Source organism: Dickeya fangzhongdai, from assembly GCF_002812485.1.
GTDB classification, from domain to species: Bacteria; Pseudomonadota; Gammaproteobacteria; order Enterobacterales; family Enterobacteriaceae; genus Dickeya; species Dickeya fangzhongdai.
The window spans coordinates 1,112,750-1,137,120 of the sequence record NZ_CP025003.1 but is presented as its reverse complement, the minus strand read 5'-3'; the positions used below and the strand labels follow the sequence as shown (position 1 = coordinate 1,137,120).

Below are 24,371 nucleotides of genomic sequence, written 5' to 3'. Positions count from 1 at the left end.
TTACTGGGTTTCCGTCTGTTTTTGTTCCACCGGTTTCAACGTCAGCGTTCGTTGCAGTGCGGAAGTCGATGCATAGGATTGCCATTCCGACGGCCGGGCATAGTCAGCCTGCCCACTCGCACTGCCGGAAATCTGGGATAGAATCGCCAGCCCCTGTGGATGCAGCGCCTGCCGGAAAAAGTCGGTTAACTGCGCCGACGAAATAGACGCCAGTTGTCCAATCAACTGCTGGCGGGTATCGAAGGCAAAATTCTCCCGTTCCAGATCGCCGCGCAGGCGGGCCGCCTCTTCATCCAGCGTCTGAGGCGGCTGACTGAGCGCATTGATCAACCCCTGCTTATTCTGGGCAAACGTCTCTGCGTTCATGGCGCTCAGGCGCTGCTCCGCCTTGCCAAAAAAGTCCTGATAACGTTGATAGAGGTAGGCAGGCTGCTGGCTGTTGCTTTGCAGCAGGAAACCAATCCCCCACTGGCGATCGACAGAGATCGGGGTGGCGAACACGGCATAGCCCAGCTGTTCGTCAGTACGCAACTGATTAAAGAACCAGGGATGAATGATCTGACCCAGCAGCTTACTGTAAGCCGCGCTCTGTACTTCGTCATACCCTGTCGGAATATATACCGCCGCCAGCGCCGAATCGGTGCTGGTCGCGCTGCGTTGCAGCGTGGCTCGCTGTGGCTGGCTGATGCTGACGGATTGTCCGCGCCACCATTCGGTGCCGCCGCAGCCAAGACGTTCACGCAGGCTGTGCGACAAGCTAACCACCTTGTCCTGTTCCAGATTGCCGACCACCAGCATTTCCGGCGCAGCCTGATGCAGTAAGGCCTTGCGGTATTCCATCAGCTCCTGCAGCGTAATATCCTTCATCAAGTTGCGCCGCTCGCTTCGTTCGCTATAAGGCACGCTCGACAACCCCTTAATCGGGAACATCGCCTGCTCGTACGCTTTGGCCTTCTCGGCTGCATCCAACTGCTCGGCGTACCAGGATTTTGCCTGTTCCAGCTGTTCTTCCGTCGAGCTGAAGCTGGCGTATTGTTCCACCAGCGTCAGCAATAGCTCCGGCAGATGTTGGGTGTAGCCGCTGGCCGTCATCATCAGCCCGTCATTGCTGCCGGTGGAGAAACTGATGCCGCCCACCGATGCCTGGTAGCTGAGCGCATCCAGCGCCACGCCGGCCAGATAATCATTCAGGGCGAACAGCACCTGATGACGGGCGGAATCGCTCGCCATCCGGTTACGCAGCATCAGCGTGATATCGGCTTTGGGTTCGCTGGCGAAATGGCGGCTCGGCATGTAAAACACGCGCAGCCCCGGCTGGTCGACCACTTTCTTCGGATGCGTGATGGCGGCATCCGCGGCAATCAGCGAAAAACTATCCGGGATGTAAGGGTTGGGCGTCGGCAGACTGAGCGCCAGCGACTGTGCCGTCTTCTGCCACAGCGCCATCCGCTCGTCGCCAATCTTGTCTACCTGATAAGGCGCGCCAACAAAATACGCCTCTTTATTGTGGGGCTGCTCCGGGCTTATTACCCAGATACGCGCGTTTTGCGGCGTCATGGCCGACAGCCGCGCCTTGATCGCCTCAGGATCGAACCGATCCGCCAGATAAGGTCCTTCAAGGGTATATTCCACCGGTAGCCGCAGCATGGTATCCGCCAGCCACTCCACATAGCTCATATCGCGGGTAAGAGAGGGGTAGCGGAAATCAATACCCAGCACCCGTGATATCTCATCGAAGTAACGCGGCTGAATCCCTTCCTTACGCAGTTTTTCCAGATAGCTGAACACCCCGGCGATCACGTTATCCTGCTGTGCCAGTCCTTTGTCGGTCAAATCAACGCTGATATTGAAGACGCCGCTGTCGCGCTCGGACATGGGATCAGAACTGGCGCGTACCGACTCGGCCAGACCTTGTTTTTGCAGCCAGTCAGAAAGCGTGTTCTGGCTGCGATTGCCGATCAGGTAGCTGATGTAGGTATCCGTTTTGCTGCGAAACGCCGGGCTGTTGTTATCGATCCGAAATTCAATCTTCAACTGCTTGCGGGGTTGCGCCGGGACATAATGAATGAATAACCCGCGCTGTTCATCAGTCACCACAGGGGCGGCAATCGGCGGTACGCTGGCCTGACGATTGGCTATCCGCCCGAAGGTCGAGGCGGCGATGGCAGCCAGATCCGGCAACGGCAACTTGCCGTAAATCACGCCTTTCATCAGGTTGGCGGAGTAGTAGCGCTGGTAGAAATTGACCAGTTCATCATGCAGTTTACTGCCGGGCTTATCACTGAGGGTTTCCAGGTTGCCGCCGGCGAAGCGGGAGCCGGGATGCGCCGGGTTAATGGTTTCGGCTTCCACCTGCTCCATGCGCAAGCCATCGCGAGCACGGGCCATGGTCAACTCCGCATTTACCGCGTGGCGCTCACGATCGGCGTTGACCGGATCGAGCAGTGGTTCGGCAATCGCATCGGCCAGCCGGTCGACGGCGGGCTGCAACGCATCGTTTTCCACTTCGAGATAGAAAGCGGTGCGATAAGACGCCGTGCTGGCATTATGGCTGCCGCCGTGCATTTTCAGAAATTCGGCTAGCCCATCCGCCTGCGGGTAACGCGTCGACCCCATCAGCAGCATGTGTTCCAGATAGTGGGCCAGACCCGGCTGTTGCGGGGGATTATCCAGCGAACCGACCGGTATCGCCAGCGCCGCCAACGAACGGGTGGCCTGCGTATCGGACACCAGCAGAACCGTCATACCGTTATCAAGCCGTATCGCCTGATACTGTCGAACGTCATTCTCACTCTTTCTTATCGTCTCGGGTAGCGGCTGCCAGCCATCCGCCGCCTGACTGATCGGAAACCAGAAACACAGCAATAAAGCGCTTAACCAAATACAAGATTTCCGCATCAACATCTCCAAAGGCGTTATACAGGCAGTTATTCCAGGCTATGGGCTGTCACGTTGCACAACTGCGTCAGGGGTATCACAAAACCAGCGGCCGAGCACCGCACGATAGCGATAGGGCGTCACTACGGTCACCGTCACACGGCGACAGGCCGGAGGATGGCGTTGTTCTTCCCGGCTCACACGCCATCCGGCGGGAACGCTCCGCGACGACGATGAAACGCTGTCTGCGCCTTCAGTTTCCAGTTGCTGATGAGCCAGCCGCCACGCCTGACGCTGCTGCATCTGATGCAACAACGATTGCTGAAGTACCTGATGATATTGCAAGAGGCCGACCAACGAAACCGCAAATAACAGCGCGGCGACCAGTGTTTCCGGCAGACTGAACCCAGCGCAGGGCTCACGACGCGACCTTTCATTGCGCCGGGACACAGGCCGGCTCCGCCGCATCCGGGCAAAAATCCAGCCATCCGCCCGCGACGGGCCGGATGCCGCCGTCGGCCGCTGCGGCATCGGCCATGACCCGGTGATAAAACGCCAGTGGCTGCGGATTACCGGCTATCCGCCCCTCCCCCCGCAATAGCCCGGAATGGTCTTCGCCACTTATACGCAGACAGGCGCGTAACTGTGCCGACTGCTGAGCCTGACACTGCCACTCGCCGGTGGCTTGCCAGCGCAACCCCATTCCCCAGTTCAGCGACGACAGCCCCTGATTGAATGCCTGCCAGAAGCGCTGTTCGTCAATTCCCTGCTGCAACTGAATATCCAGTTGGCGCTGCAATCCGCCCAACATTAACAAGCCGATCATCATAACCAGCATCACTATCACCAGTATGCTGCCCTGCTGCCGCCTACCCTGCATGATTCCTCCCTGCCACCAGGCTGTCGACCTGCCGCCGCCGTGTCGAACGCGCGGTCCAGTACCCCTCCAGCAATATCCGATAACGCGGTTGCGCGCCGGACGTCTCCTTCGTTACCTCAAAACGGGCGATGGTCACTTCGCCGGGATCCAGCAATTTCTCCCAGCGGTTGCCCTGACAACGGGGGCCGCCCGTTTGCACCTCCAGCGTGCCATCGCGCAGGCGATAGCTGAAAAACTCCGGCTCCGACTGTTCCACCGTTTCCCAACGACCATTGCGGTTGACGTCATAAGCCACTGATAGGCAACTCACCTGTTTCGTGGCGCCGGCCTCCAGCGTCAGCGCGCTTCCCTGACAACGGCCGGCGCAAAATCCGGCGCGCCGAATGTCTTTCTCTATTCCGAACAGGGTCTGCCCCAGCAACTGTTCCAGCCGGATCAGGCTGGCACTATCCTGCGTCTGGGCCCGCAGCAACGGCAGCAGCTGCGCCACCGCCAGCATGATCAGGCTACTCATCCCCATCGCCAGCATCACTTCCGGCAGGGTAAACCCGCCTGCGGCTTTCCCGGTTAATCTGTTCAACATAGCGGGATCCCCTGTACTGGCCGGGACTCGCTGCAAAGGCGCAAGCGCCCGCGTGCCGAGATCACCAGCCTCACGCGCCCAGCCGGGTTGCTCAGGGTGAGATGCCCAGCCTGTGCGGCATTACGCAGGCCGTAAAACACCAGCCGCTCGCTGGTGGTTTCGGCGATCGCCGTATCCCGCACCGCGCGGTTAAAAACGAAAGCGCTTTCCGGCGGACAGGAAGCCGGTTCAGCGCCATTCCCAATACACCAGCTATCACCCGCCGACTTGAACCACAGACTTTCGGTCTGATTGCGCCAGTAGGCGTTGGCCTGTATGCGCGTCATGAATGCCAGCAGGTGCCGGGCGTGCTGCTCCAGCAAAAGCGCCTGGCGATAAGCCAGCCAGCTATGCAGCCCGCCGCCTGTCAGCAAAGCCATAATGGTGATCACCACGATGAGTTCCAGCAGGGAAAAACCCTGTTGCCGTACGTTGTTTCTGTTCATGACCGCCATTCTAAAGCGCGGTATCAGCGTGAATAGCGCCAGAGGATGGGGTTACGAGGCGCTTCGCAGGCAAGATGCGGGGCGGCGGCAACATACAGAGAAACTGCGCGGCCGCTCGCAAATCAGGAGAGAGGACAAAAAAACCGCCCAACGGCAAGATGTCCGACTGATCAGCAGGAAACCGCGATTTCCATTGTCAGCAACATCCGCCGTTGGGCGGTATCAGGTGATATCAGAGCAGGATAAGACTCAGACGGCTACCGGCGCCTTGATGGCGGGGTGCGGGTCATAACCCTCTATGTCGAAATCGTCAAACTGGTAATCAAACAGCGACGCCGGACGGCGTTTGATCACCAGTCGCGGCAAAGGACGCGGCTCACGGCTAAGCTGCAGACGAGTCTGCTCAAGGTGGTTGTTGTAGAGGTGGGTGTCGCCGCCGGTCCAGACGAAATCACCCACTTCCAGGTCACACTGCTGCGCCATCATATGCACCAGCAGCGCGTAGCTGGCGATGTTGAACGGCAGGCCGAGGAAAATGTCGCAGGAGCGCTGGTACAACTGGCAGGAGAGTTTGCCGTTCGCGACATAAAACTGGAAAAAAGCGTGGCAGGGCGCCAGCGCCATTTTGTCCAGTTCGCCCACATTCCAGGCGGAAACGATGATGCGGCGGGAATCCGGGTCCTGTTTCAGCTGTTTTAGCACCGTCTGCAACTGGTCGATCTGACGGCCGTCCGCCGCACCCCAGGCGCGCCATTGTTTGCCGTAAACCGGCCCCAGGTCGCCATTTTCATCCGCCCATTCATCCCAAATGGTGACCTTGTTGTCATGCAGGTAGCCGATATTGGTATCGCCGTTCAGAAACCACAGCAGCTCATGGATGATGGAGCGCAGGTGGCAACGCTTGGTGGTCACCAGCGGAAAGCCATCCTGCAGGTTGAAACGCATCTGATGGCCGAAAATCGATAACGTCCCCGTGCCCGTGCGGTCATCCTTGGGAGTCCCTTCTTCAAGCACCTTTTTCATCAGTTCCAGATACTGTTTCATACCATCTCACCTACTTAATTTTTATCAACATTTACTGCCGGGCAGACTGGCGACGATACGCCCAGACCATCATCAGGATTCCGGCCAATACCATCGGCACCGACAGGATCTGCCCCATACTGACGCCGCCGAACAGCCCCAGTTGAGCATCCGGCTGGCGGAAGAATTCCACAATAATGCGGAAGCAGCCGTAGCCGATCAGGAACAGGCCGGATACGCTGCCCATCGGGCGTGCTTTGCGAATGAACACATTCAGAATGATAAACAGCACTACCCCTTCCAGCACCAGTTCATACAACTGCGACGGGTGGCGAGGCAATACGCCGTATTGATTGAAGATCGCCTGCCACTGCGGGTTGCCGGCCGCCAGCGCCATGTCTTCGCCGCGCGACCCCGGGAACAGCATCGCCCACGGCGCATCGGTGCTGACGCGGCCCCACAGTTCGCCATTGATGAAGTTGCCCAGACGCCCGGCGCCCAGACCAAAAGGAATCAGCGGGGCAATGAAATCAGATACCTGGAAGAAATGACGTTTGGTGCGATGCGCAAACCACAGCATGACCGCGATGACGCCCAGCAGGCCGCCGTGGAAAGACATGCCGCCGTCCCACACGCGGAACAGATAGAGCGGATTATCCAGAAACGACGGGAAAGCGTAGAACAGCACATAACCCAGACGACCACCTACAAATACGCCGAGGAACCCGAAATAGAGCAGGTTTTCCACCTCTTCCTTGCGCCATCCGCTACCCGGTTTGTTCGCCCGGCGTACCGCAAGCCACATGGCAAACACAAACCCGACCAAATACATCAATCCATACCAGTGCAGGGAAACCGGCCCTAACGAAAAAATTACCGGATCAAACTGGGGAAATACCAGATAGCTCGTCGTCATCGATCACCACATTATCGTTGCTTTGTCCCTGATTTCGGGGCTATTCAAGGGCCGGAAGGAAGGCAGGGCTTCCGTCAGCCGTCCGCGGTTGCGCATGATAGCATAGCCAATGGAAACAGTTGGCGACGAGGGGATAAAAGAACTGTAAACATTTCCGGCATGGATCTGGTATGAAAATGGGGCGACGCCGCGCTCAGCGCCCGCCGCGAATCAAGCCGCCCAGCCCGCGTTCTTCAATGAAAATCGACGCCCATTGGCGCACTTCGCTGGCGGTTTGCGCCCTGAGCACCTTGTCCGTCAACTGGCGGGTCTCTTCCTCGCCAATCCGGCGCAGCAGGTATTTGATGCGGGCGACGCTACGACCGTTCATGCTTAGCGTGCGGTATCCCAGCCCGATCAGCAGCAGTGCGCCCATCGGCTCGCCGGCCATCTCGCCGCACACCGATACCGGCAACGAATATTGTCGGCAATGAGTGATGATCATGTTCAGCGCCTGCAGCATCGACGGATGCAGGCTGTCGTACAGGGCGCCGACATGCGGGTTATTACGATCCACCGCCAGCAGATACTGGGTCAGGTCATTGGTGCCGACGGAGACAAAATCGATGCGGGACGCCAGATGCGGCAACAGAAACAGCACCGACGGCACTTCGATCATAATGCCGATGCGCGGACGCGGCTGCGGAAAACCGAGCATTTCCGACACTTCCGCCGCGGCGCGATCGATCAACCGCTTTGCCTCATCGATCTCATCCAGGCTGTTGATCATCGGCAGTAAAATGCTCAGGTTGCCGATATGCGCATTGGCGCGCAGCATGGCGCGAACCTGAATCATGAAAATTTCCGGCTGATCGAGCGTTACGCGGATGCCGCGCCAGCCCAGACAAGGATTTTCTTCACTGATAGGCAGGTAAGGCAGTTGCTTGTCCGCGCCGATATCCAGCGTACGCAACATCACCGGGCGGGACGGATAAAGCCGCAACATGCCTTCATATTGCGTCATCTGCTCCTCTTCCGAGGGAAAACCGTTTTGCAGCATAAACGGGATTTCGGTGCGGTACAGCCCTACGCCGTCCACCTGATTGATGAAACGCTTTTCATGTTCGGCGCTCAGACCGGCGTTGAGCATCACGTCCACCCGCTCGCCGCTTTTCAGCACCGCCGGGCGTTCCATGTCATCTTCCGCCAGCCGGGTAAGCTCGTTTTCCTCGCTCAGCAGACGCTGATACTCCTGCACCAGCACCGGTTCAGGGTCCACCAGCAACTCGCCGCGATAGCCATCCAGCACCAGCAGACGCTGATGCAACAGCTCGGGTTGGATATCGGCGCCCATCAGCGTGGGAATGCCCATCGCCCGCACCAGAATGGCGGCGTGGGAATTGGCGGCGCCGTCGTACGCGACCACGCCGGCCAGGCGCTCCTGCGGCACCTCCGCCAGCAGCGTGGCGGTCAGTTCATCCGCCACCAGAATGAAACGCTCCGGCCACTGGCCGTTGCTCTGGGCGTTGTCATCAAGATGGAACAGTAGACGCTGACCCAGCGCCCGCAGATCGCTGGAACGATCGCGCAGGTAAGGATCCTGCAGGCTGGCGAACTGCGCGGCAAACCGTTCGATCACCACTTTGACCGCCCATTCGGCCACGCTGCCGGTATCCACTTCCTGAAACAGTTCGCGTTTGAGGCGCGCGTCGTTGAGCAGGTGGGAATAGAAATCGAAGATCGCCGCGCTCTCTTTCTGCGCACTGGCGCTGAAACGCTTACTGAAACGGCGGAACTCCGCCCCGGCCTCCTCCATCGCCATCAGCAGCCGGGAGCGTTCGCGGTCGCTATCCAGACTGGAGGCCGGAAATACCAGCTCCAGCGACGGCTGGCTGCGGTCCTGCCAGCCGGGGGCGATCGCCACGCCGGAAGACGCCGCCATCGCCTTGATGCGCGTCTGCCGGTATTGCCCGAACAGCGCTTTCATCTGAGACTGGGACAGAATGGCCGCCATCTGGGTGGCCAGCGTCACCATGAACGATTCTTCGTTTTTGTCGAACTGCCGGTGTTCGCGCTGCTGGACTACCAGCACGCCCAGCAATTGACGCCGGTGGATCACCGGCACGCCCAGAAACGAGCGGAAATGTTGTTCACGTACGGCAGGAATGAATTTGAAACTGGGGTGGCTTTGCGCATCCGCCAGATTGATGGGCTCCGCCCGTTCGCCGACCAGGCCGACAATCCCCTGACCAAACGCCAGCGTAATGGTGCGGCCGCGCGGCTTTTTCAGCCCGCGCGTCGCCATCAGGTAATAACACTGACGATCGTGATCGGCCAGATAGATGGAGCAGACTTCCGTATCCATCGCCAGACAGGTTTCATTCACCAGAATATCCAACGCATCACTCAGTCGGGCCGCGGCCGCAACCTTCTCAATAATTTCTCGCAGTCGCGTGAGCATCATGATGTGTCGGATTATCCTCGTTTTCGTCTGGTTCCTGATGACATTCGGGTAGCCGAATTCTCCTGTAGCTGCATCACGGCGATGACGAATTCCTTCATCACCTTTCGATAAACGTCACGTTTGAACGACACCACCTGGCGTACCGGATACCAGTAGCTCACCCAGCGCCACCCGTCGAATTCCGGGGTGCCGCTGCTTTGCATATTGATGTCTGATTCATTACACATTAACTGTAGCAGAAACCATTTTTGCTTTTGGCCGATACATACCGGTTTTGTATCCCAACGCACCAAACGTTTTGGCAATTTATAGCGTAACCAGCTTCGGGTGGAAGCCAGGATACGAACATCCTTTTTCCGCAGCCCAACCTCTTCGAACAGTTCGCGGTACATCGCTTGTTCCGCGCTTTCTCCGGGGTTGATTCCCCCTTGAGGAAACTGCCAGGAGTGCTGACCGTAGCGACGGGCCCACAATACCTGACCCTGCCGATTACAAATTACAATACCAACATTCGGGCGGTAGCCATCATCGTCGATCACCGGACTACCTCGATAAACTAGAATGCAAAGATGACTCGATTGTTTCACACTACTGACAGACGGTAAACTACCGCTTTACATCCCTTTTATTGATGCCGCTTCCGGCTATCACGCCGGACATCGGCGGCTCAGGCCGCCGCCTCGCTGCTCCCGCTCCACGCTGATAAATCGACGTTAACCCACAGATAGGATCAAAGTTATAAACATTCATACGGCAATTCCGTCGGTTTATTCACTTTTTCTGTGGACATCTTTGTGAAGAACATCATGAAAAAGTGCGTAAAACTCATTTCAACCTTCACGCCCTCGTGATCTCACCCGCTAAATTGCCATTCCCTTTCAACCAATTAACCTGCCTTTCCCCGATTTCTCCACCGCCTGATGCAGCCCGATTCCGATGTGGTTCTCGGAGTGGCGAAAGATCGCACTACACCGGTGTTATCCACAGGCAACCGACGAAAACCAGCCAAAAAATCGGCAAAACCAGCAAAAGCAGCGCCAGTCAAGGCTGTAAATCAAAACAGTGATCCCGAGTTATCCCGGTTATCCCAAAAAACTGTGGATAACATAGTGTAAAATCCTGTTCATTGTCGGTGTCTTGTCATGAACAAAAACCGACAGCGTGTTTTTCCCTGTGGAGACAGGGAGAAAAATCATAAAGGAATCATGCTATTATTATTTTTTATCTGAATAGCTGAATGCCTGACGTTATCCTCCGTTATGGCTGTACTTTTTTTAATCACCCTTGTTATCAGTAACGGATACGCAATCCATGCAGACACCCATCCCCCATCAGGACGCGCCGGACAGTGAACAGGCCCTGCTGCTACGGGCGCAGGCGCTGGCCGGCTATTCGCTGGCGGAACTGGCCCGAATCGCCCAACTGCCGCTACCCGCCAACCTTAAGCGAGACAAAGGGTGGATCGGCGTACTGCTGGAGCGCTTTCTGGGCGCCAGCGCCGGCAGTAAGCCGGAGCAGGACTTCCCTGACATCGGGATTGAGCTGAAAACCATCCCGGTGGATGAACAGGGGCGGCCGCTGGAAACCACCTTTGTCTGCGTGGCGCCGCTAACCGGCAACAGCGGCGTGACCTGGGAAAGCAGCCATGTGCGCCGCAAGCTGACCAGAGTGCTGTGGATTCCGGTGGAAGGTTCGCGTCCTATCCCGCTGGGGGAGCGCCGCATCGGCGCGCCGTTGTTATGGAGCCCCAGCCCGGAGGAAGAGCGGCAACTACAGCAGGACTGGGAAGAACTGATGGACTTGATCGTGCTGGGCAAAGTGGAAAGCATCACCGCCCGTCACGGCGAGGTGTTGCAGTTGCGCCCCAAGGCCGCCAACAGCCGGGCGCTGACTGAAGCCATTGGCGAGCACGGGCAACCGATTCTGACGCTGCCGCGCGGCTTTTACCTGAAGAAAACCTTCACCACGCCGTTACTGGCCCGGCATTTTCTGCTGTAATGCCCTCCGGGCGGGACACAGCCTAAATCCTCTTGCCTGCACGCCGGCAGGCCAGAGATAATGGTCATTTACGTTTCGTTTAAGGAAGCACTGAGATAATGTTCGATTGGATCGCGGATCCCAACGCCTGGCTGGCGCTGGGGACACTCACCATACTGGAAATCGTACTTGGCATCGACAACATCATCTTTTTGTCGCTGGTCGTCGCCAAGCTTCCCAAACATCAGCAGAACAAAGCCCGCCGTATCGGCCTGATGGGCGCGATGCTGATGCGCCTCGGTCTGCTGGCGTCCATCGCCTGGGTTATCAGACTCACCAATCCGCTGTTTAGCGTGTTCGGGCAGGAGGTTTCCGCCCGCGACCTGATTCTGTTCCTCGGCGGCCTGTTCCTGATCTGGAAATCCAGCAAGGAGATCCACGAAACCATTGAAGGCGGCGCGGAAGACCATACCTCGCAGGTGCATTCCTTTTTTGGCGCTATCGTGCAGATTATGCTGCTGGACATCATCTTCAGCCTGGATTCGGTAATTACCGCCGTAGGTCTGTCCGACCATCTGTTCATTATGATGGCCGCCGTGGTGATTGCCGTCGGCGTGATGATGTTCTCCGCCCGCACCATCGGCGAGTTTGTCGATCGCCACCCGTCGGTGAAAATGCTGGCGTTGTCATTCCTGATTCTGGTGGGCTTTACGCTGATTCTGGAAAGCGTCGATATCCATGTGCCGAAAGGCTACATCTACTTCGCCATGTTCTTCTCCATGTCGGTAGAGGCGCTGAACCTGATGCGCGGCAAGAAATCCGTCAAAAACCGGTAATTCCCCTGCGGGAAACGGCCAGCGCGCCGTTTCCCGCCCCATCCTTACGTATCTTTTTAATTTTTTTGCCATAAATCCTAACCTCGCCCGGACAACGCTTTGCTAGACTGAAAAGACGTTCAGTTTTTTTGCTAAATAACAGGTAAATTCAGCATGCGATTTCGGATAAAAACCGCCGTTGCCCTGACTTTTGTCGTCCTGCTTTCCGGCTGCGCCAGCCACTATGTTATCGCCACCAAAGACGGTCAGATGCTGCTGACCAAGGGAAAACCGACGCTGGATCCGGCTACAGGTCTGCTCAGTTATACTGATGAAGAAGGCGTAAAACACCAGATCAACAACGACAACATTTCCCAGGTGATTGAACGCTAGAGCGGTTATTCGCATCAGCCGGGCCAGATTCAGAGATTCTGTTTGGCCCCGCCATCCCCATCGCCTTCCCCGTGTGGGGGAAAACCGTTTTTCCCCGCATTAATGCCCGGCCTTCCCGCACAAAGAGTCTTCCCCCCTCGTCACGGCTTGGTTATAGTCGAAAATGCGGTGCCGTCGCACCCGCGTTACTCAGAAGAATAAAAAGGACACTGCAATGCTCTATCACCGTATTCCCCACAGCAGTTTGGAAGTCAGTACGCTGGGTCTGGGCACCATGACCTTTGGCGAACAGAATAGCGAAGCGGATGCCCACGCCCAGTTGGATCTCGCAGTCGCCGCCGGCGTTAATCTGATTGATACCGCGGAAATCTACCCGGTTCCGCCACGTTCGCAAACGCAGGGGCTGACGGAAAGCTATATCGGTTCCTGGCTGAAAAGCCGCGGCGGGCGCGAAAAACTGATCATCGCCAGCAAAGTCGCCGGACCGGTGCGCGGCAACGACAACAGCCTGCGTCCGCAGCAGGCGCTGGATCGCAAAAATATCCGCGCCGCGCTGGAAGACAGCCTCAAGCGTCTGAACACCGACTACATCGATCTGTATCAGTTGCACTGGCCGCAGCGCCAGACCAACAGCTTCGGCAAACTGAGCTATCAGTACACCAGCGAAAAACCGGCCGTCACGCTGCTGGAAACGCTGGAAGCGCTGAACGAGCAGGTGCGCGCCGGTAAAATTCGTTATATCGGCGTGTCGAACGAAACCCCGTGGGGCGTGATGCGCTATCTGCAACTGGCGGAAAAGCACGACCTGCCGCGCATTGTCTCTATCCAGAATCCCTATAGCCTGCTGAACCGCAGCTTCGAAGTCGGGCTGGCGGAAATCAGCCAGCATGAAGGAGTGGAACTGCTGGCCTACTCGCCGCTGGCGTTTGGCACACTGACGGGCAAATACCTGAACGGCGCTAAACCGGCCGGCGCGCGCAATACGCTGTTTAGCCGCTTTGTGCGCTACTCGGCGCCCCATACCCAGCAGGCCATCGCCGAATACGTGGCGCTGGCGCAAAAACACGGTCTGGATCCGGCGCAGATGGCGCTGGCGTTTGTACGTCAGCAGCCGTTTGTCGCCAGCACCCTGCTCGGCGCCACCACGCTGGAACAATTAAAGATTAACCTGGACAGCCTTGACCTGACGCTCGGCGAAGACGTGCTGACGGAACTGGAAGCCATCCACCGCTGCTTTACCATTCCCGCGCCCTGACCTCGCAACGCGCCTTCCTTTCGGGAAGGCGCGTTTTACCTCAAAACGCCATGCTGTCAGAACGCCATACTGAACAGGGCCTGCGCGCTGTCGTCTTTAACCCGGGTTGCGCGATCGCCCTGATACCCCAGCGACAGGTGGATGTTGCGGGAGAAGTCCACCGCGACGCCCGCCCGCATCAAGCGGGTATTGTCCGCCAGCGGCAAACCTTCGGTAGTAAAAGTATCGCCGCCGGAAACAAAGCGCAGCCGGACCTGATTATCGTCGCGGGTTAAGCGGCGCTGATAACCGATATCCCCATACAGTGACACCGGCAAGCGTGACAATGGCTGTACTTTCAGACGCAGGCCGCCGGTCGCAAAGGCCGCGCGGGTGGTGTCCTTCGCAAATGCCAGCGCCGCGCCGTTTCCGCTCTCCTGCCCGCTCTGATTCTGTAGCCAAACCCAGGCGGTGTTGCCATACGGCTCTACGCTCACGGTATTAAAGAAATCAAACCGATGGCTGGCTTCGACAAATCCCTGTACCAGATTAGCGCGATAATCGCCCGTCGCCTGGCCGCTCAGCCCGGAGACGTTGATGCCGCGCTGGCTGTCGAGGGTGAGATAGCTGTAGCTGAGTCCGGAGCGCAGGTCGAGCGCCAGCGCCCGTCCGGACAGGTAAACGCCGGCATGCCAGGCGTCCAGATCACCGCGTGACGCGCGATCGTCCATGGTGATCCGCCCTTTTTCCGCTCCAACGGCAAACCCCAGCGCCCCCTGTTCCCCCCAATGCCCGCCGTTGCCAAGTAGCAGACCATAGCCATTGTATTTCATGCCCGCCTGCGCGCCGTCGCCGTCCTGACGGCCGTCATACCCCCAGCTACTCACCCAGGGCTCGGCGCCTTTGCCCGCACCGCTCATGGTGCTGTTCAGGATATCGCGTACCGAGCGGCTGTTTCGAATCAGCGCATTGCGCGCCGTGGCGTAGAACTCGCCGTTCAGATTATCAAAGGCGCGCCGCGCGCTGTCGGCATCCTGCTGGTCGGCAATGGCGTTCAGCACCGCGGTGCCCGACTGGTTGTCAATGGCGTTTGCGACCGATTTCTGATTGGCGGTTTGCGCCACGTCGCTGAAACGGACGTTGTTACGCACCACGCTGACGAACGCGCTTTGCGGGTTGTAGGTAAGCGCGTCGGCCAAAAACAGCGAGTTGTTAGTCGACTCCAGCTTGTCGAACGCGCCGCTTAGCGTTCCTCCCGCCTGCACCAGCGCGAACCGATCGCCCAGATGTCCGCTGGTCCGCCCGACCAGCTTCACGGTTCCCGCCAGTTGGGCATTATTAGTTACCACCAGTTGGTCGGCGTTGCCCTGCTGATCAATCTCAAATTCATAAATCGAACCGGGATCAAAACGTACATTGCCGACCGTCAGCGTCCCGACCGAATTGCCGGGCGACAGCGTACCGCCATTCTGCACTACCACCGAGCCGTTGATGGCGCCGTGCCCGCCCAGCACCGCGCCGGATTGCACCCAGGCGTCTCCCGCCAGGCTGCCGGAGCCGCCAGCGACCTTGCCCACGATCAGCTTGCCGCCTTCCACCACGGTCGGGCCGGCGAAAGTATCATTGCCGGTCAGATACAAGGTACCGGCGCCCTGCTTGCGCAGGCCGACGTCCAACCCGGACAGCGCACTGCCGCTGGCGGTGTTTTTCACCTGACCGATATCGTTGCTCCAGGTGCTGTCGATGCCTTTGGTATCAATCGAATAGAGAGCAAAGTTCCCGCCAAAGGCGCCGCTGCTGAGATCGCTGTTCACCAAACGTTTGGCGTTCAGCAAGCCGGGGCCTTGCACCGCTTTGAAGGCATTAACCACCCCCTGACCAAACAGCGCCTGATAGTCGCTTTGCGTCATCACGGTAATATTCTGGTCGGCGGCGGCGCTCAGAATCGCGGCGCGAACCTGGTCGTCCGTCATGCCGCTATATGTGCTGTTAATCTTCAGCGAGCTTATCAGCGTGGTCAGTTCGTCGTCGGTAAACGTAATGCCGGTATGGGTGGAGTAGACCTTAACGGCGGAGCTGGTCAGCGACTGGTTTTCATCATACTGCTCGTTGGCCAGCACCACCGCTTTCGGCAAATTACTGCCGGTCAGCGGCGTCGCGGTAGACAGCAGCACATCGGCAATCTGCTTGCCGCTCATGTAGGGAAACGCCTGGCTGAGCAGTGCGCCGACGCCGGCGACATAGGGTGAGGAAAACGAGGTGCCGTTGATCCGAACATAGGTATTGTTGGTGGAGGAGGTTATGACGTTCACGCCCGGCGCCAGCAGGCTGTAGTCGGTCGCGCCCTGCGCCAGGTTGCTGAAGGTGGCGATGAATGCCGCGCTGCTGGTGGGCTGAGACGGATCGTACGCTATGACGTTAATCCAGGTGTTGGCGATGCTGTTCTGAAGGCCGTTATTGTCCAGTACCGTAGGCAACGCAGCAAACAGCGCCGGCGTCAGGTGCCCTTCGTTCCCGGCCGACATCACCATTAACTGCCCCTGACTGGCCAGCACATCCGCCGCGCTGGTATATACCGGCACCATCGTATTTAACAGAAAATCCTGCATGACGGCGGAATAAGAGGAAATCTGGTCGGGATAAAACAGAAAGTTCCAGCTGTTGCTGATGATTTTCACATCCGGGCGGTTGCCCATATCGACCATGCCCTGAAACAGATCATTGACGGAGTTATCCGTTCCCAGCGTTAGCAGGTTCGAATTATAAGCCACGCCCTGCATGCCGAAACCATTCCTTGCCGCGCCAATGACCCCGGCCACCCAGTACCCGTGCGGGCTGGCGCTGCTGGGGTCGCTGATCCAGTGCGAACCGGCGTCCACCTTACCATTGAATTCGTTATTACTGGACAGATCGCCGACGCGGTTAATAATCCCGACCGTTACCCCGGCGCCGCTGTATCCCAACGCGTAGGCTTCGGCGACATGCATGGAATCCAGCGCCGCGCCGTTAAACATATATTCGCGGGTCCGAAAATCCTCAGCGGTAGCGGCCAGCGCCGGATGTAATACGGAGCCCGTCAATTGGGCCAGCAGCAGCGCGGCGATCAACCGCCTGTTAAATCGCTTTTTATCTTGCGCGTTCCCACTGTGATGAAAATCCGTTTTTATACGGTGAAAAACTACTGATTTTCTGACATAAGAAAACCCTAACGTATTAAACGTCATGCGCATATGACACATCCTGGCGATATTAAAGAATAATAAAATCTCAATAAACGGATCGCGAGATCCGATAATCAAGCATTACGGGTGCATTTATCTGCTGTGCGGGAAGCATCGCTTTATCCGATATATTCGCCACACGTCAAGTTGCAGATGCGCAAGACATCCTGCATACCTGAGTTATTTAGGGTATACATTCGAAAAAACGACACTGAATAAAGAAATAAAATTGATGATCTTCGTTGAACGAAAAAACGCACACACGCCATCATCTTATTGATGAAAATACCATTTATCTGGCAATAACCTGCAATCATCGACCATCATCCCTTGTTAGACTCACACATTCCATTGATTCAGCAACACACTATTTTTATCTCTTACGCCATTGTCCTATGCCGGACTCTGCGCCGTAGCGCTATGCCGCGCGACAACCAAACCACATGTCGTGCTGCATGCCGTACTACATGCCATGATTATGTGCATGACTTTATGTATAACGAAAACCTGCGCTTCTTAACGATATCTTTACACGACAAAAATGAACAAAACAAGCCCTTTAATTTACGTTTTGATGAATTAAATAAATTCCCAATCCACAGGAAACAAATAGAAAAACAAAGCAACATTCAGGGACAGAGAGGAAACATTGTTTATAAACAAACGCACCTCGTTAATACATAACGCTCATGAATATAACCACAACTTAATCATTCCAGATACATATTCAGGTGAAAGGAAAAATGATGGCTGGCACACTAAAGCACTATTGTCGCCTTGGTGAGGCACACGATAAGCGATACCTGCCATTTCCGTTTACTCCTCAACACGATAACGCCACAAGCGTAATTAGCATTGCCAACTGGCTGATAAAGTATTTTCCATTCGTTGTCGGTATTGTCGGGATACAGTTATGCAGACAGGATGCTACAGTTCGGAAGAATTAAGGAAAGCATATCTGAATAATCAGGCAATCAAGGGCAAACGCGCAAAACGGCATTTGCCCTTTTATAAAGAAGGGTTATTTAATCGACTGCAATAACGTCTGGCGTTGATTTTCCAGCGCGGTCACCCGATTGCAGACATCGCGGCCGAAGCGCTGAAAATCCATTTCCTGATTGTTCCACTCGGTCTGGATCGCTTTCTGCAGACCGCCCAGATTACCCATCATTGCCTGCAGCGGATTACCGCCGCCACCGCTGCCCATCTGTTTGACGCCCATTTCATTCAGGCTGTCCTGCAAGACGCCGCCCAGACTGCGTTCGACAATCTGCCGTCCGTCCTGCTCAACCTGCTTAATCGCCTGATGATGAAAGGTCAGGCCATCGCTACGGTGTTCGATAATCCGGTTCATCTGCTGCTTTAACTGTTCGTCCAGCGTGCCGAGACGGTTGCGCACATTACTGTCGCTGCCCAACTGTTGCACAATCACCTTGTCCAGCGCCTGACGAGCTTTCTCCAGATGTTGCTTTGCGCCTTCGTCAATCCACGGCAGTTGCTGACGCAGTTCAGACTGGTACGCTTTGGCCTGTTGACGCTGTCCGGCATCGAGATTCAGCGCGCTGCCGTTGCTCAGCATGTCGCCCTGCGGCGAAATCTGCAAATTGCCGCTGGCGCCGACCACTTTCACACTCTGCGGGCTGATGATGATGTCGTCCTGAGGTTGAACATTGCACTGATAGGCCGCCTGCGCTTGCCAGGCTAGTAACATCAATGCACCCAAGGTCATTTTACGCAACATAAAGACTCCTGAAAAAACAGCGCCCGACGCCAGCCGAAACGACCGGCCGCCAAGACCGACAGCCATCATCACCGGCTGAACCGCCGGTGATGACGAAGAATGCGCGGTTTAACCGAGGTTGGCGGGCAGATCCCACCAGATGTCAAACAGATCGCTGACCGTCACGTCCGTCATCTGGTTCGCGTCCAGCCATTTGCGTACCAGTTCACGATGTTCATCGGTGCAATTACCCAGTTTTTGCTGGCACACCAGCCCTTCCCACTGCAGATAACCGCTGCCTTCAAACGCCAGCCCATTCGGCTCGATCACTTCATCGACGAACAGGTCCAGCGAGCTGTCGATCGCTTCTACGCTGGTCCCCTGCGGGAAACGCCAGCTTACCGAGAAGCCGAATTCCTGAAATTCATCGATGTGCAGCTTTTTACGTAAACGACGACTCCGATTCTTAGCCATTATTGATTCCTCTCAAACATCAGATCCCAGACACCATGCCCCAGCCGCTGGCCGCGGGCCTCAAATTTGGTCAATGGCCGCGACGCTGGGCGCGGCACATAATCATTATGGTCCGACAGGTTGCGATAACCTGCGAGCGAACTCATCACTTCGAGCATATGTTGCGCATAAGGTTCCCAGTCGGTCGCCATATGAAACACGCCGCCGACGGCCAGCTTGCTGCGCACCAGCTCGGCAAACGGCACTTGCACAATGCGGCGTTTATTATGGCGAGCCTTGTGCCACGGATCGGGGAAAAACAGCTGCACCATAGCAAGCGAACCGTCAGGGATCATGCGCTCCAGCACTTCCACCGCGTCATGGCACATCACCCGCAGGTTGTCGACGCCCGCTTCCTGCGCCGCGCCCAGACAAGCCCCTACGCCGGGCACGTGTACTTCTATACCGATAAAATTCTGTTCCGGATGCTGCTGCGCCATCGTAACCAGAGACGCCCCCATCCCAAAACCGATCTCCAGCACCACTGGCGCATCGCGTCCGAATAGCCGGGCGAAATCCAGCGCCTCATTCTGATACTCCACGCCCATCACCGGCCAAAAATCATCCAGCGCCTGTTGCTGCCCTTTGGTCAGGCGGCCCTGGCGGCGCACGAAACTGCGGATTCTGCGCAGCGGGCGTCCGTTTTCATCAAATTCCGGAGAGATGACGTTATTGATCATAATGCTTTCTGTAAGTCTGATTGGGTTGGGAAAACGCGCATTATCCAAGGATACGGTTGTTTAGCAAGTAGCCGGAGGCGGAAAGTTCCGGTTTACAGTACATTCACTCTGTGCTGCAATCGCTGTCAAATTTTTACCAGCCGGATAACGACGCCTCTATGATGCAAGCGCAACAGTTCGCGCAACAGGTACTGGAGTGGTACGAGCGCTACGGCCGTAAAACCCTGCCCTGGCAACTCGAAAAGACCCCCTATAAAGTCTGGCTGTCGGAAGTCATGCTGCAACAGACTCAGGTGACCACCGTCATTCCCTATTTTGAACGGTTCATGGCGCGTTTTCCCACGGTGGCCGAACTGGCGGCAGCGCCGCTGGATGAAGTGCTGCATCTATGGACCGGGCTGGGTTATTACGCCCGCGCCCGCAACCTGCACAAGGCGGCGCAGACCATCGTCGACCGCCACGGCGGCGAGTTTCCGACCCGTTTTGACGACATCGTCGATCTGCCCGGCGTGGGCCGCTCCACCGCCGGCGCCATTCTCTCGCTGTCGCTCGGTCAGCACTACCCGATTCTGGACGGCAACGTCAAACGGGTGCTGGCGCGCTGCTACGCCGTAGCCGGCTGGCCGGGGAAAAAAGAGGTCGAGAAACGGCTCTGGACGCTAAGCGAAACCGTCACGCCCGCACTCGGGGTCGAAAAATTCAATCAGGCGATGATGGATCTGGGCGCGATGGTCTGCACCCGCAGCCGCCCGAAATGCGAACTGTGTCCGCTGAGCAACGGCTGCGTCGCTTACGCCAACCATAGCTGGGCCGAGTATCCCGGCAAAAAACCCAAACAAACGCTGCCGGAAAAAACCGCCTGGTTTCTGCTGCTGCAAAATGCGCAGACGGTGTGGCTGGAACAGCGCCCGGCGGTCGGCCTGTGGGGCGGTCTGTATTGCTTCCCGCAGTTCGCCAGCCCGGATGACCTGACGCAATGGCTCGACCAGCGCGGCATCCGGCGGCAGGCGTTGCGTCAGGGCATTGCTTTTCGCCATACCTTCAGCCACTTCCATCTGGATATTGTGCCGATGTGGCTGGATCTTTCCGACCAGGGTTCCTGCATGGATGAAGGTGCCGGTCTCTGGTATAACTTAGCGCAGCCGCCGTCCGTAGGGCTCGCCGCCCCGGTGGAACGGCTGCTACGCCAGTTGGCTCAGCCGCAATCGATCTTCGCTGAAGCCTGCGCACATGATGAGGAATAAGCATGAGCAGAACCATTTTCTGTACCTTTTTACAACGCGACGCCGAAGGGCTCGACTTCCAGCTCTACCCCGGCGAGCTGGGCAAACGCATCTATAACGAAATTTCAAAGGAAGCCTGGTCCCAGTGGCAGACCAAGCAGACCATGCTGATCAACGAGAAAAAGCTCAACATGATGAATGTGGAGCATCGTAAGCTGCTGGAGCAGGAGATGGTGCAGTTCCTGTTCGAAGGCAAGGACGTGCATATCGACGGTTACACCCCACCGCAACATTAAATGACAGGGGCCGCCAGGCCCTGACGCGTCCCTGATCCCGTACGGCTTGATACGATGAAGAAACTGTTTGCTTTGCTGCTTATTGCCCCGTTGTTGATTTCCTGCTCCAGCAAAAAAGGAGGCGAGAACAACGAGGCTTTTATCAAAGACACCAACGCCTTCGACATTTTGATGGGGCAATTCGCCAACAACATCGAAAACATCTGGGGATTGAACGAGGTTCTGATCGCCGGCCCCAAAGACTACGTCAAATACTCCGACCAATATATGACGCGTAGTCACGTCAACTTCGACGCCGGTAGCATCACCATCGAAACCATTTCTTCTACCAATTATCAGGCCAGCCTGCGTCAGGCGATCATCACCACCCTGCTGATGGGCGATAACGCCAGCAACACCGACCTCTATTCCGACGCCAACGACATCCAGATCAGCCGTGAGCCGTTGCTGTACGGTCAGGTGCTGGATAACACCGGCCAGCCGATTCGCTGGGAAGGCCGCGCCGGCAACTTTGCCGATTATCTGATTCAGAACAAGCTACAGCGCCGCACCTCCGGCATGCGCGTGATCTGGTCGGTCACCATTCAACTGGTGCCGAACCACCTGGATCAACGCGCGCACAAATATCTGCCGATGGTGCGTCAGGCCTCCGAACGCTACGGTATCGACGCCTCGCTGATCCTGGCCATCATGCAGACCGAATCCAGTTTCAACCCCTACGCGGTCAGCCGTTCCGACGCGCTGGGGTTGATGCAGGTGGTGCAGCACAGCGCCGGCCGCGACGTGTTCAAAATGAAGGGCAAATGGGGACAGCCGAGCCGCAGCTACCTGTTTGACCCGGAAAACAACATCGACACCGGCACGGCTTATCTGTCAATGCTGAAAAACGTCTACCTGTCGGGTATTCAGGATCCGACGTCGCAGCGCTACGCCGTCATCACCGCCTATAACGGCGGCGCGGGCAGCGTGCTGCGAGTGTTCTCCAGCGATAAGGACGCCGCGTTCAGCCGCATCAATAGCATGTCGCCCGGCGAGGTCTACCAAACCCTGACGACGCGCCATCCGTCCGCTGAATCGCGGCATTATCTGTATAAGGTCAACACCGCGCAGAAAAACTATCGCGGCTACAGTCGCTGACGGCACAGCGTCAGCCCCGAACAAGCGGTGTTCCTGTCCGGCACAGGACACCGCTCGCCGGCTCCCGGTCAGCGTTTTTCTGCTAACTCCTCTCTCGCCGCCATGATTACATCAGCAATGATTAACAAATAACCAATGCAAACGATTGGTTACAGTCATAAGCAAACACTATCTCAACAGCATTTAATAGCCTTAAAGACTTAAAAATAAATAATTTACGGATTAATCGTTTGATATAAATAAAAACCAAAGCACACAAACAAAACAAACCCACCGGATTAGCGCAGAGAATTTTTGCCTCTCGGGTCAGGAAACGGTAGCATCGCTGACGTTTTTTGGCCCGGCCCTGACAGGGAGTCCGGTTCCGGCTCGGCCCGAAAAACACCATCCACTCAATGAGCCAGGCTGTGACACAACAGCCAATTTCATTCTCCTGAATGACAGACAAGGGAATCAAACGGGCAATGAATCAACACAAAAATGAGACCGAACACCACGCCAAACGACGCTGGCTCGATTCACATGAAGCGGGTTATCACAAAAGCATGGGTAACCGTCAGGTGCAGATGATCGCCATCGGCGGTTCGATTGGCACCGGTTTATTTCTGGGCGCAGGCGCACGACTGCAGATGGCCGGCCCGGCGCTGGCGCTGGTTTATCTGGTGTGCGGCATCTTCTCTTTCTTCATTCTGCGGGCGCTGGGCGAACTGATCGTACACCGTCCGTCCAGCGGCAGCTTTGTTTCCTACGCCCGCGAGTTTCTGGGTGAAAAAGCTTCGTATGTCGCCGGCTGGATGTACTTCCTCAACTGGGCGATGACCGGCATCGTCGATATCACCGCGGTCGCGCTCTACATGCACTACTGGGGCACTTTTGCCGACGTACCGCAATGGATGTTCGCGCTCGGCGCGCTGGCGATCGTCACCACCATGAACATGATTGGCGTGAAATGGTTCGCCGAGATGGAGTTCTGGTTCGCGCTGATCAAGGTCGCCGCGATTTCCCTGTTCCTGGTCGTTGGCACCATTTTCCTCGGTACCGGCAAAACGCTGGACGGCAACGTGCCGGGGCTGCACCTGATTACCGATAACGGCGGCCTGTTCCCGCACGGCCTGTTGCCGGCGCTGGTGCTGATTCAGGGCGTGATTTTCGCCTTCGCCGGGGTAGAGCTGATCGGCACCGCCGCCGGCGAGTGTAAAGACCCGGAAAAAACGCTGCCCAAAGCGGTCAACAGCGTGATCTGGCGTATCGGCCTGTTCTACGTCGGGTCGATCATTCTGCTGGTGTGCCTGCTGCCGTGGAATGCCTACCAGGCCGGGCAAAGCCCGTTCGTCACCTTCTTCAGCAAACTGGGCGTGCCTTATATCGGCACCATCATGAATATCGTGGTGCTGTCGGCGGCGCTCTCCAGCCTCAACTCCGGGCTGTATTCCACCGGCCGTATCCTGCGTTCGCTGTCTCAGGGCGGTTCCGCGCCGAAATTCCTCGGCAATATGAACGCGCAATCGGTGCCTTACGCCGGGATTCTGGTCACCGTCTGCATCCACATTATCGGGGTGTTTCTGAATTACATCGTGCCGTCGCAGGTGTTTGAAATCGTTCTGAACGTGGCTTCGCTCGGCATCATCACCTCCTGGGCATTCATCATCATCTGCCAGATGAAGCTGCGTCAGGCCATTAATCAGGGCAAAGCCAGCCCGGTAGCCTTCCGTATGCCGCTGGCGCCGTTCTCTTCCTGGCTGACGCTGGCGTTTCTGTTCAGTGTGCTGGTGCTGATGGCGCTGGATTATCCGAACGGCACCTGGACTATCGCCACCATCCCGGTGCTGGCGATCCTGCTGATTGCCGGCTGGTACGGGCTGCGTAAACAGAAAGAAGAAGTTAACCGGCTGAAAGCGGAACACGAGAAAGCCGCGGTCTGATGACCGATAGCGATAAAAAAACCGGGGGTTTAT

Annotated in this window: 21 protein-coding genes; 8 read left to right on the top strand and 13 right to left on the bottom strand. The window is 56.9% G+C overall.

Annotated features, from left to right (window positions below; all coding sequences use genetic code 11):
• The 9 genes from ptrA to rppH form a co-directional block, all read right to left on the bottom strand.
• Entirely contained in the window at positions 1–2,898 is a 2,898-nt protein-coding gene (gene ptrA / locus CVE23_RS05240; RefSeq protein WP_100850413.1) for a pitrilysin, read from the bottom strand.
• 39 nt (positions 2,899–2,937) lie between these two features.
• A complete protein-coding gene (locus CVE23_RS05235) occupies positions 2,938–3,345 on the bottom strand; it encodes a prepilin-type N-terminal cleavage/methylation domain-containing protein (RefSeq protein ID WP_038918061.1) in 408 nt (135 codons plus the stop codon).
• Complete coding sequence (locus tag CVE23_RS05230) at positions 3,311–3,757, bottom strand: YgdB family protein (protein ID WP_188726080.1); 447 nt, start codon at positions 3,755–3,757, stop codon at positions 3,311–3,313. Before CVE23_RS05230 ends, CVE23_RS05235 begins: the two co-directional genes overlap by 35 nt.
• A complete protein-coding gene (locus CVE23_RS05225; RefSeq protein ID WP_100849048.1) occupies positions 3,747–4,340 on the bottom strand; it encodes a prepilin peptidase-dependent protein in 594 nt (197 codons plus the stop codon). Before CVE23_RS05225 ends, CVE23_RS05230 begins: the two co-directional genes overlap by 11 nt.
• Complete coding sequence (locus CVE23_RS05220) at positions 4,334–4,825, bottom strand: prepilin peptidase-dependent protein (RefSeq protein WP_100850411.1); 492 nt, start codon at positions 4,823–4,825, stop codon at positions 4,334–4,336. Before CVE23_RS05220 ends, CVE23_RS05225 begins: the two co-directional genes overlap by 7 nt.
• Before the next feature lie 249 nt (positions 4,826–5,074).
• On the bottom strand, positions 5,075–5,869 hold the full coding sequence (thyA, locus tag CVE23_RS05215; protein WP_038918059.1) for a thymidylate synthase: 795 nt from the start codon (positions 5,867–5,869) through the stop codon (positions 5,075–5,077).
• 31 nt (positions 5,870–5,900) lie between these two features.
• Positions 5,901–6,764, bottom strand: coding sequence for a prolipoprotein diacylglyceryl transferase (gene lgt / locus CVE23_RS05210; RefSeq protein WP_038918058.1), 864 nt, complete (start codon positions 6,762–6,764; stop codon positions 5,901–5,903).
• Positions 6,765–6,957: 193 nt separating this feature from the next.
• On the bottom strand, positions 6,958–9,204 hold the full coding sequence (gene ptsP, locus CVE23_RS05205; RefSeq protein ID WP_049854492.1) for a phosphoenolpyruvate--protein phosphotransferase: 2,247 nt from the start codon (positions 9,202–9,204) through the stop codon (positions 6,958–6,960).
• A gap of 14 nt (positions 9,205–9,218) precedes the next feature.
• The gene (gene rppH / locus CVE23_RS05200) at positions 9,219–9,746 is read right to left on the bottom strand and encodes an RNA pyrophosphohydrolase (RefSeq protein ID WP_038661599.1); all 528 of its coding nucleotides are present in this window, start codon (positions 9,744–9,746) and stop codon (positions 9,219–9,221) included.
• A 772-nt stretch (positions 9,747–10,518) separates the two neighbouring features.
• Here rppH and mutH point away from each other — a divergent pair.
• The 4 genes from mutH to CVE23_RS05175 all read left to right on the top strand — a co-directional run bounded on the left by mutH (position 10,519) and on the right by CVE23_RS05175 (position 13,647).
• Positions 10,519–11,205 (top strand): DNA mismatch repair endonuclease MutH, encoded by a 687-nt coding sequence (mutH, locus tag CVE23_RS05190; RefSeq protein WP_038918057.1) that lies wholly within the window; start codon positions 10,519–10,521, stop codon positions 11,203–11,205.
• Positions 11,206–11,303: 98 nt separating this feature from the next.
• Positions 11,304–12,020 carry a TerC family protein gene (locus CVE23_RS05185; protein ID WP_049854450.1) on the top strand — a complete coding sequence of 239 codons (717 nt, stop codon included), beginning with the start codon at positions 11,304–11,306 and terminating at the stop codon, positions 12,018–12,020.
• A 153-nt stretch (positions 12,021–12,173) separates the two neighbouring features.
• Positions 12,174–12,392, top strand: coding sequence for a YgdI/YgdR family lipoprotein (locus tag CVE23_RS05180; RefSeq protein ID WP_038661608.1), 219 nt, complete (start codon positions 12,174–12,176; stop codon positions 12,390–12,392).
• Positions 12,393–12,606: 214 nt separating this feature from the next.
• Positions 12,607–13,647: an NADP(H)-dependent aldo-keto reductase gene (locus CVE23_RS05175; protein ID WP_100849046.1), complete on the top strand. Its 1,041-nt coding sequence runs from the start codon at positions 12,607–12,609 to the stop codon at positions 13,645–13,647.
• Positions 13,648–13,703: 56 nt separating this feature from the next.
• On the opposite strand, the gene CVE23_RS05170 is transcribed toward CVE23_RS05175, so the two are convergent.
• The 4 genes from CVE23_RS05170 to trmB all read right to left on the bottom strand — a co-directional run bounded on the left by CVE23_RS05170 (position 13,704) and on the right by trmB (position 19,760).
• Entirely contained in the window at positions 13,704–16,733 is a 3,030-nt protein-coding gene (locus tag CVE23_RS05170; RefSeq protein WP_225622641.1) for an autotransporter domain-containing protein, read from the bottom strand.
• 1,135 nt (positions 16,734–17,868) lie between these two features.
• A complete protein-coding gene (locus tag CVE23_RS05160; RefSeq protein ID WP_038661619.1) occupies positions 17,869–18,588 on the bottom strand; it encodes a YggN family protein in 720 nt (239 codons plus the stop codon).
• A 108-nt stretch (positions 18,589–18,696) separates the two neighbouring features.
• Positions 18,697–19,041: a YggL family protein gene (locus CVE23_RS05155; protein WP_049854447.1), complete on the bottom strand. Its 345-nt coding sequence runs from the start codon at positions 19,039–19,041 to the stop codon at positions 18,697–18,699.
• A complete protein-coding gene (trmB, locus tag CVE23_RS05150) occupies positions 19,041–19,760 on the bottom strand; it encodes a tRNA (guanosine(46)-N7)-methyltransferase TrmB (protein WP_038918051.1) in 720 nt (239 codons plus the stop codon). The genes CVE23_RS05155 and trmB overlap by 1 nt, the downstream gene beginning before the upstream one ends.
• 158 nt (positions 19,761–19,918) lie before the next feature.
• Here trmB and mutY point away from each other — a divergent pair, with 158 nt between their 5' ends.
• The 4 genes from mutY (at position 19,919) to ansP (ending at position 24,338) form a co-directional block, all read left to right on the top strand.
• Positions 19,919–21,004, top strand: coding sequence for an A/G-specific adenine glycosylase (gene mutY / locus CVE23_RS05145; protein ID WP_100850410.1), 1,086 nt, complete (start codon positions 19,919–19,921; stop codon positions 21,002–21,004).
• Positions 21,005–21,006: 2 nt separating this feature from the next.
• On the top strand, positions 21,007–21,279 hold the full coding sequence (locus CVE23_RS05140) for an oxidative damage protection protein (RefSeq protein WP_013316704.1): 273 nt from the start codon (positions 21,007–21,009) through the stop codon (positions 21,277–21,279).
• Positions 21,280–21,333: 54 nt separating this feature from the next.
• The gene (gene mltC / locus CVE23_RS05135; RefSeq protein WP_038918050.1) at positions 21,334–22,416 is read left to right on the top strand and encodes a membrane-bound lytic murein transglycosylase MltC; all 1,083 of its coding nucleotides are present in this window, start codon (positions 21,334–21,336) and stop codon (positions 22,414–22,416) included.
• Between the two features lie 464 nt (positions 22,417–22,880).
• Entirely contained in the window at positions 22,881–24,338 is a 1,458-nt protein-coding gene (gene ansP / locus CVE23_RS05130) for an L-asparagine permease (protein ID WP_038918049.1), read from the top strand.
• Positions 24,339–24,371: the final 33 nt, after the last annotated feature.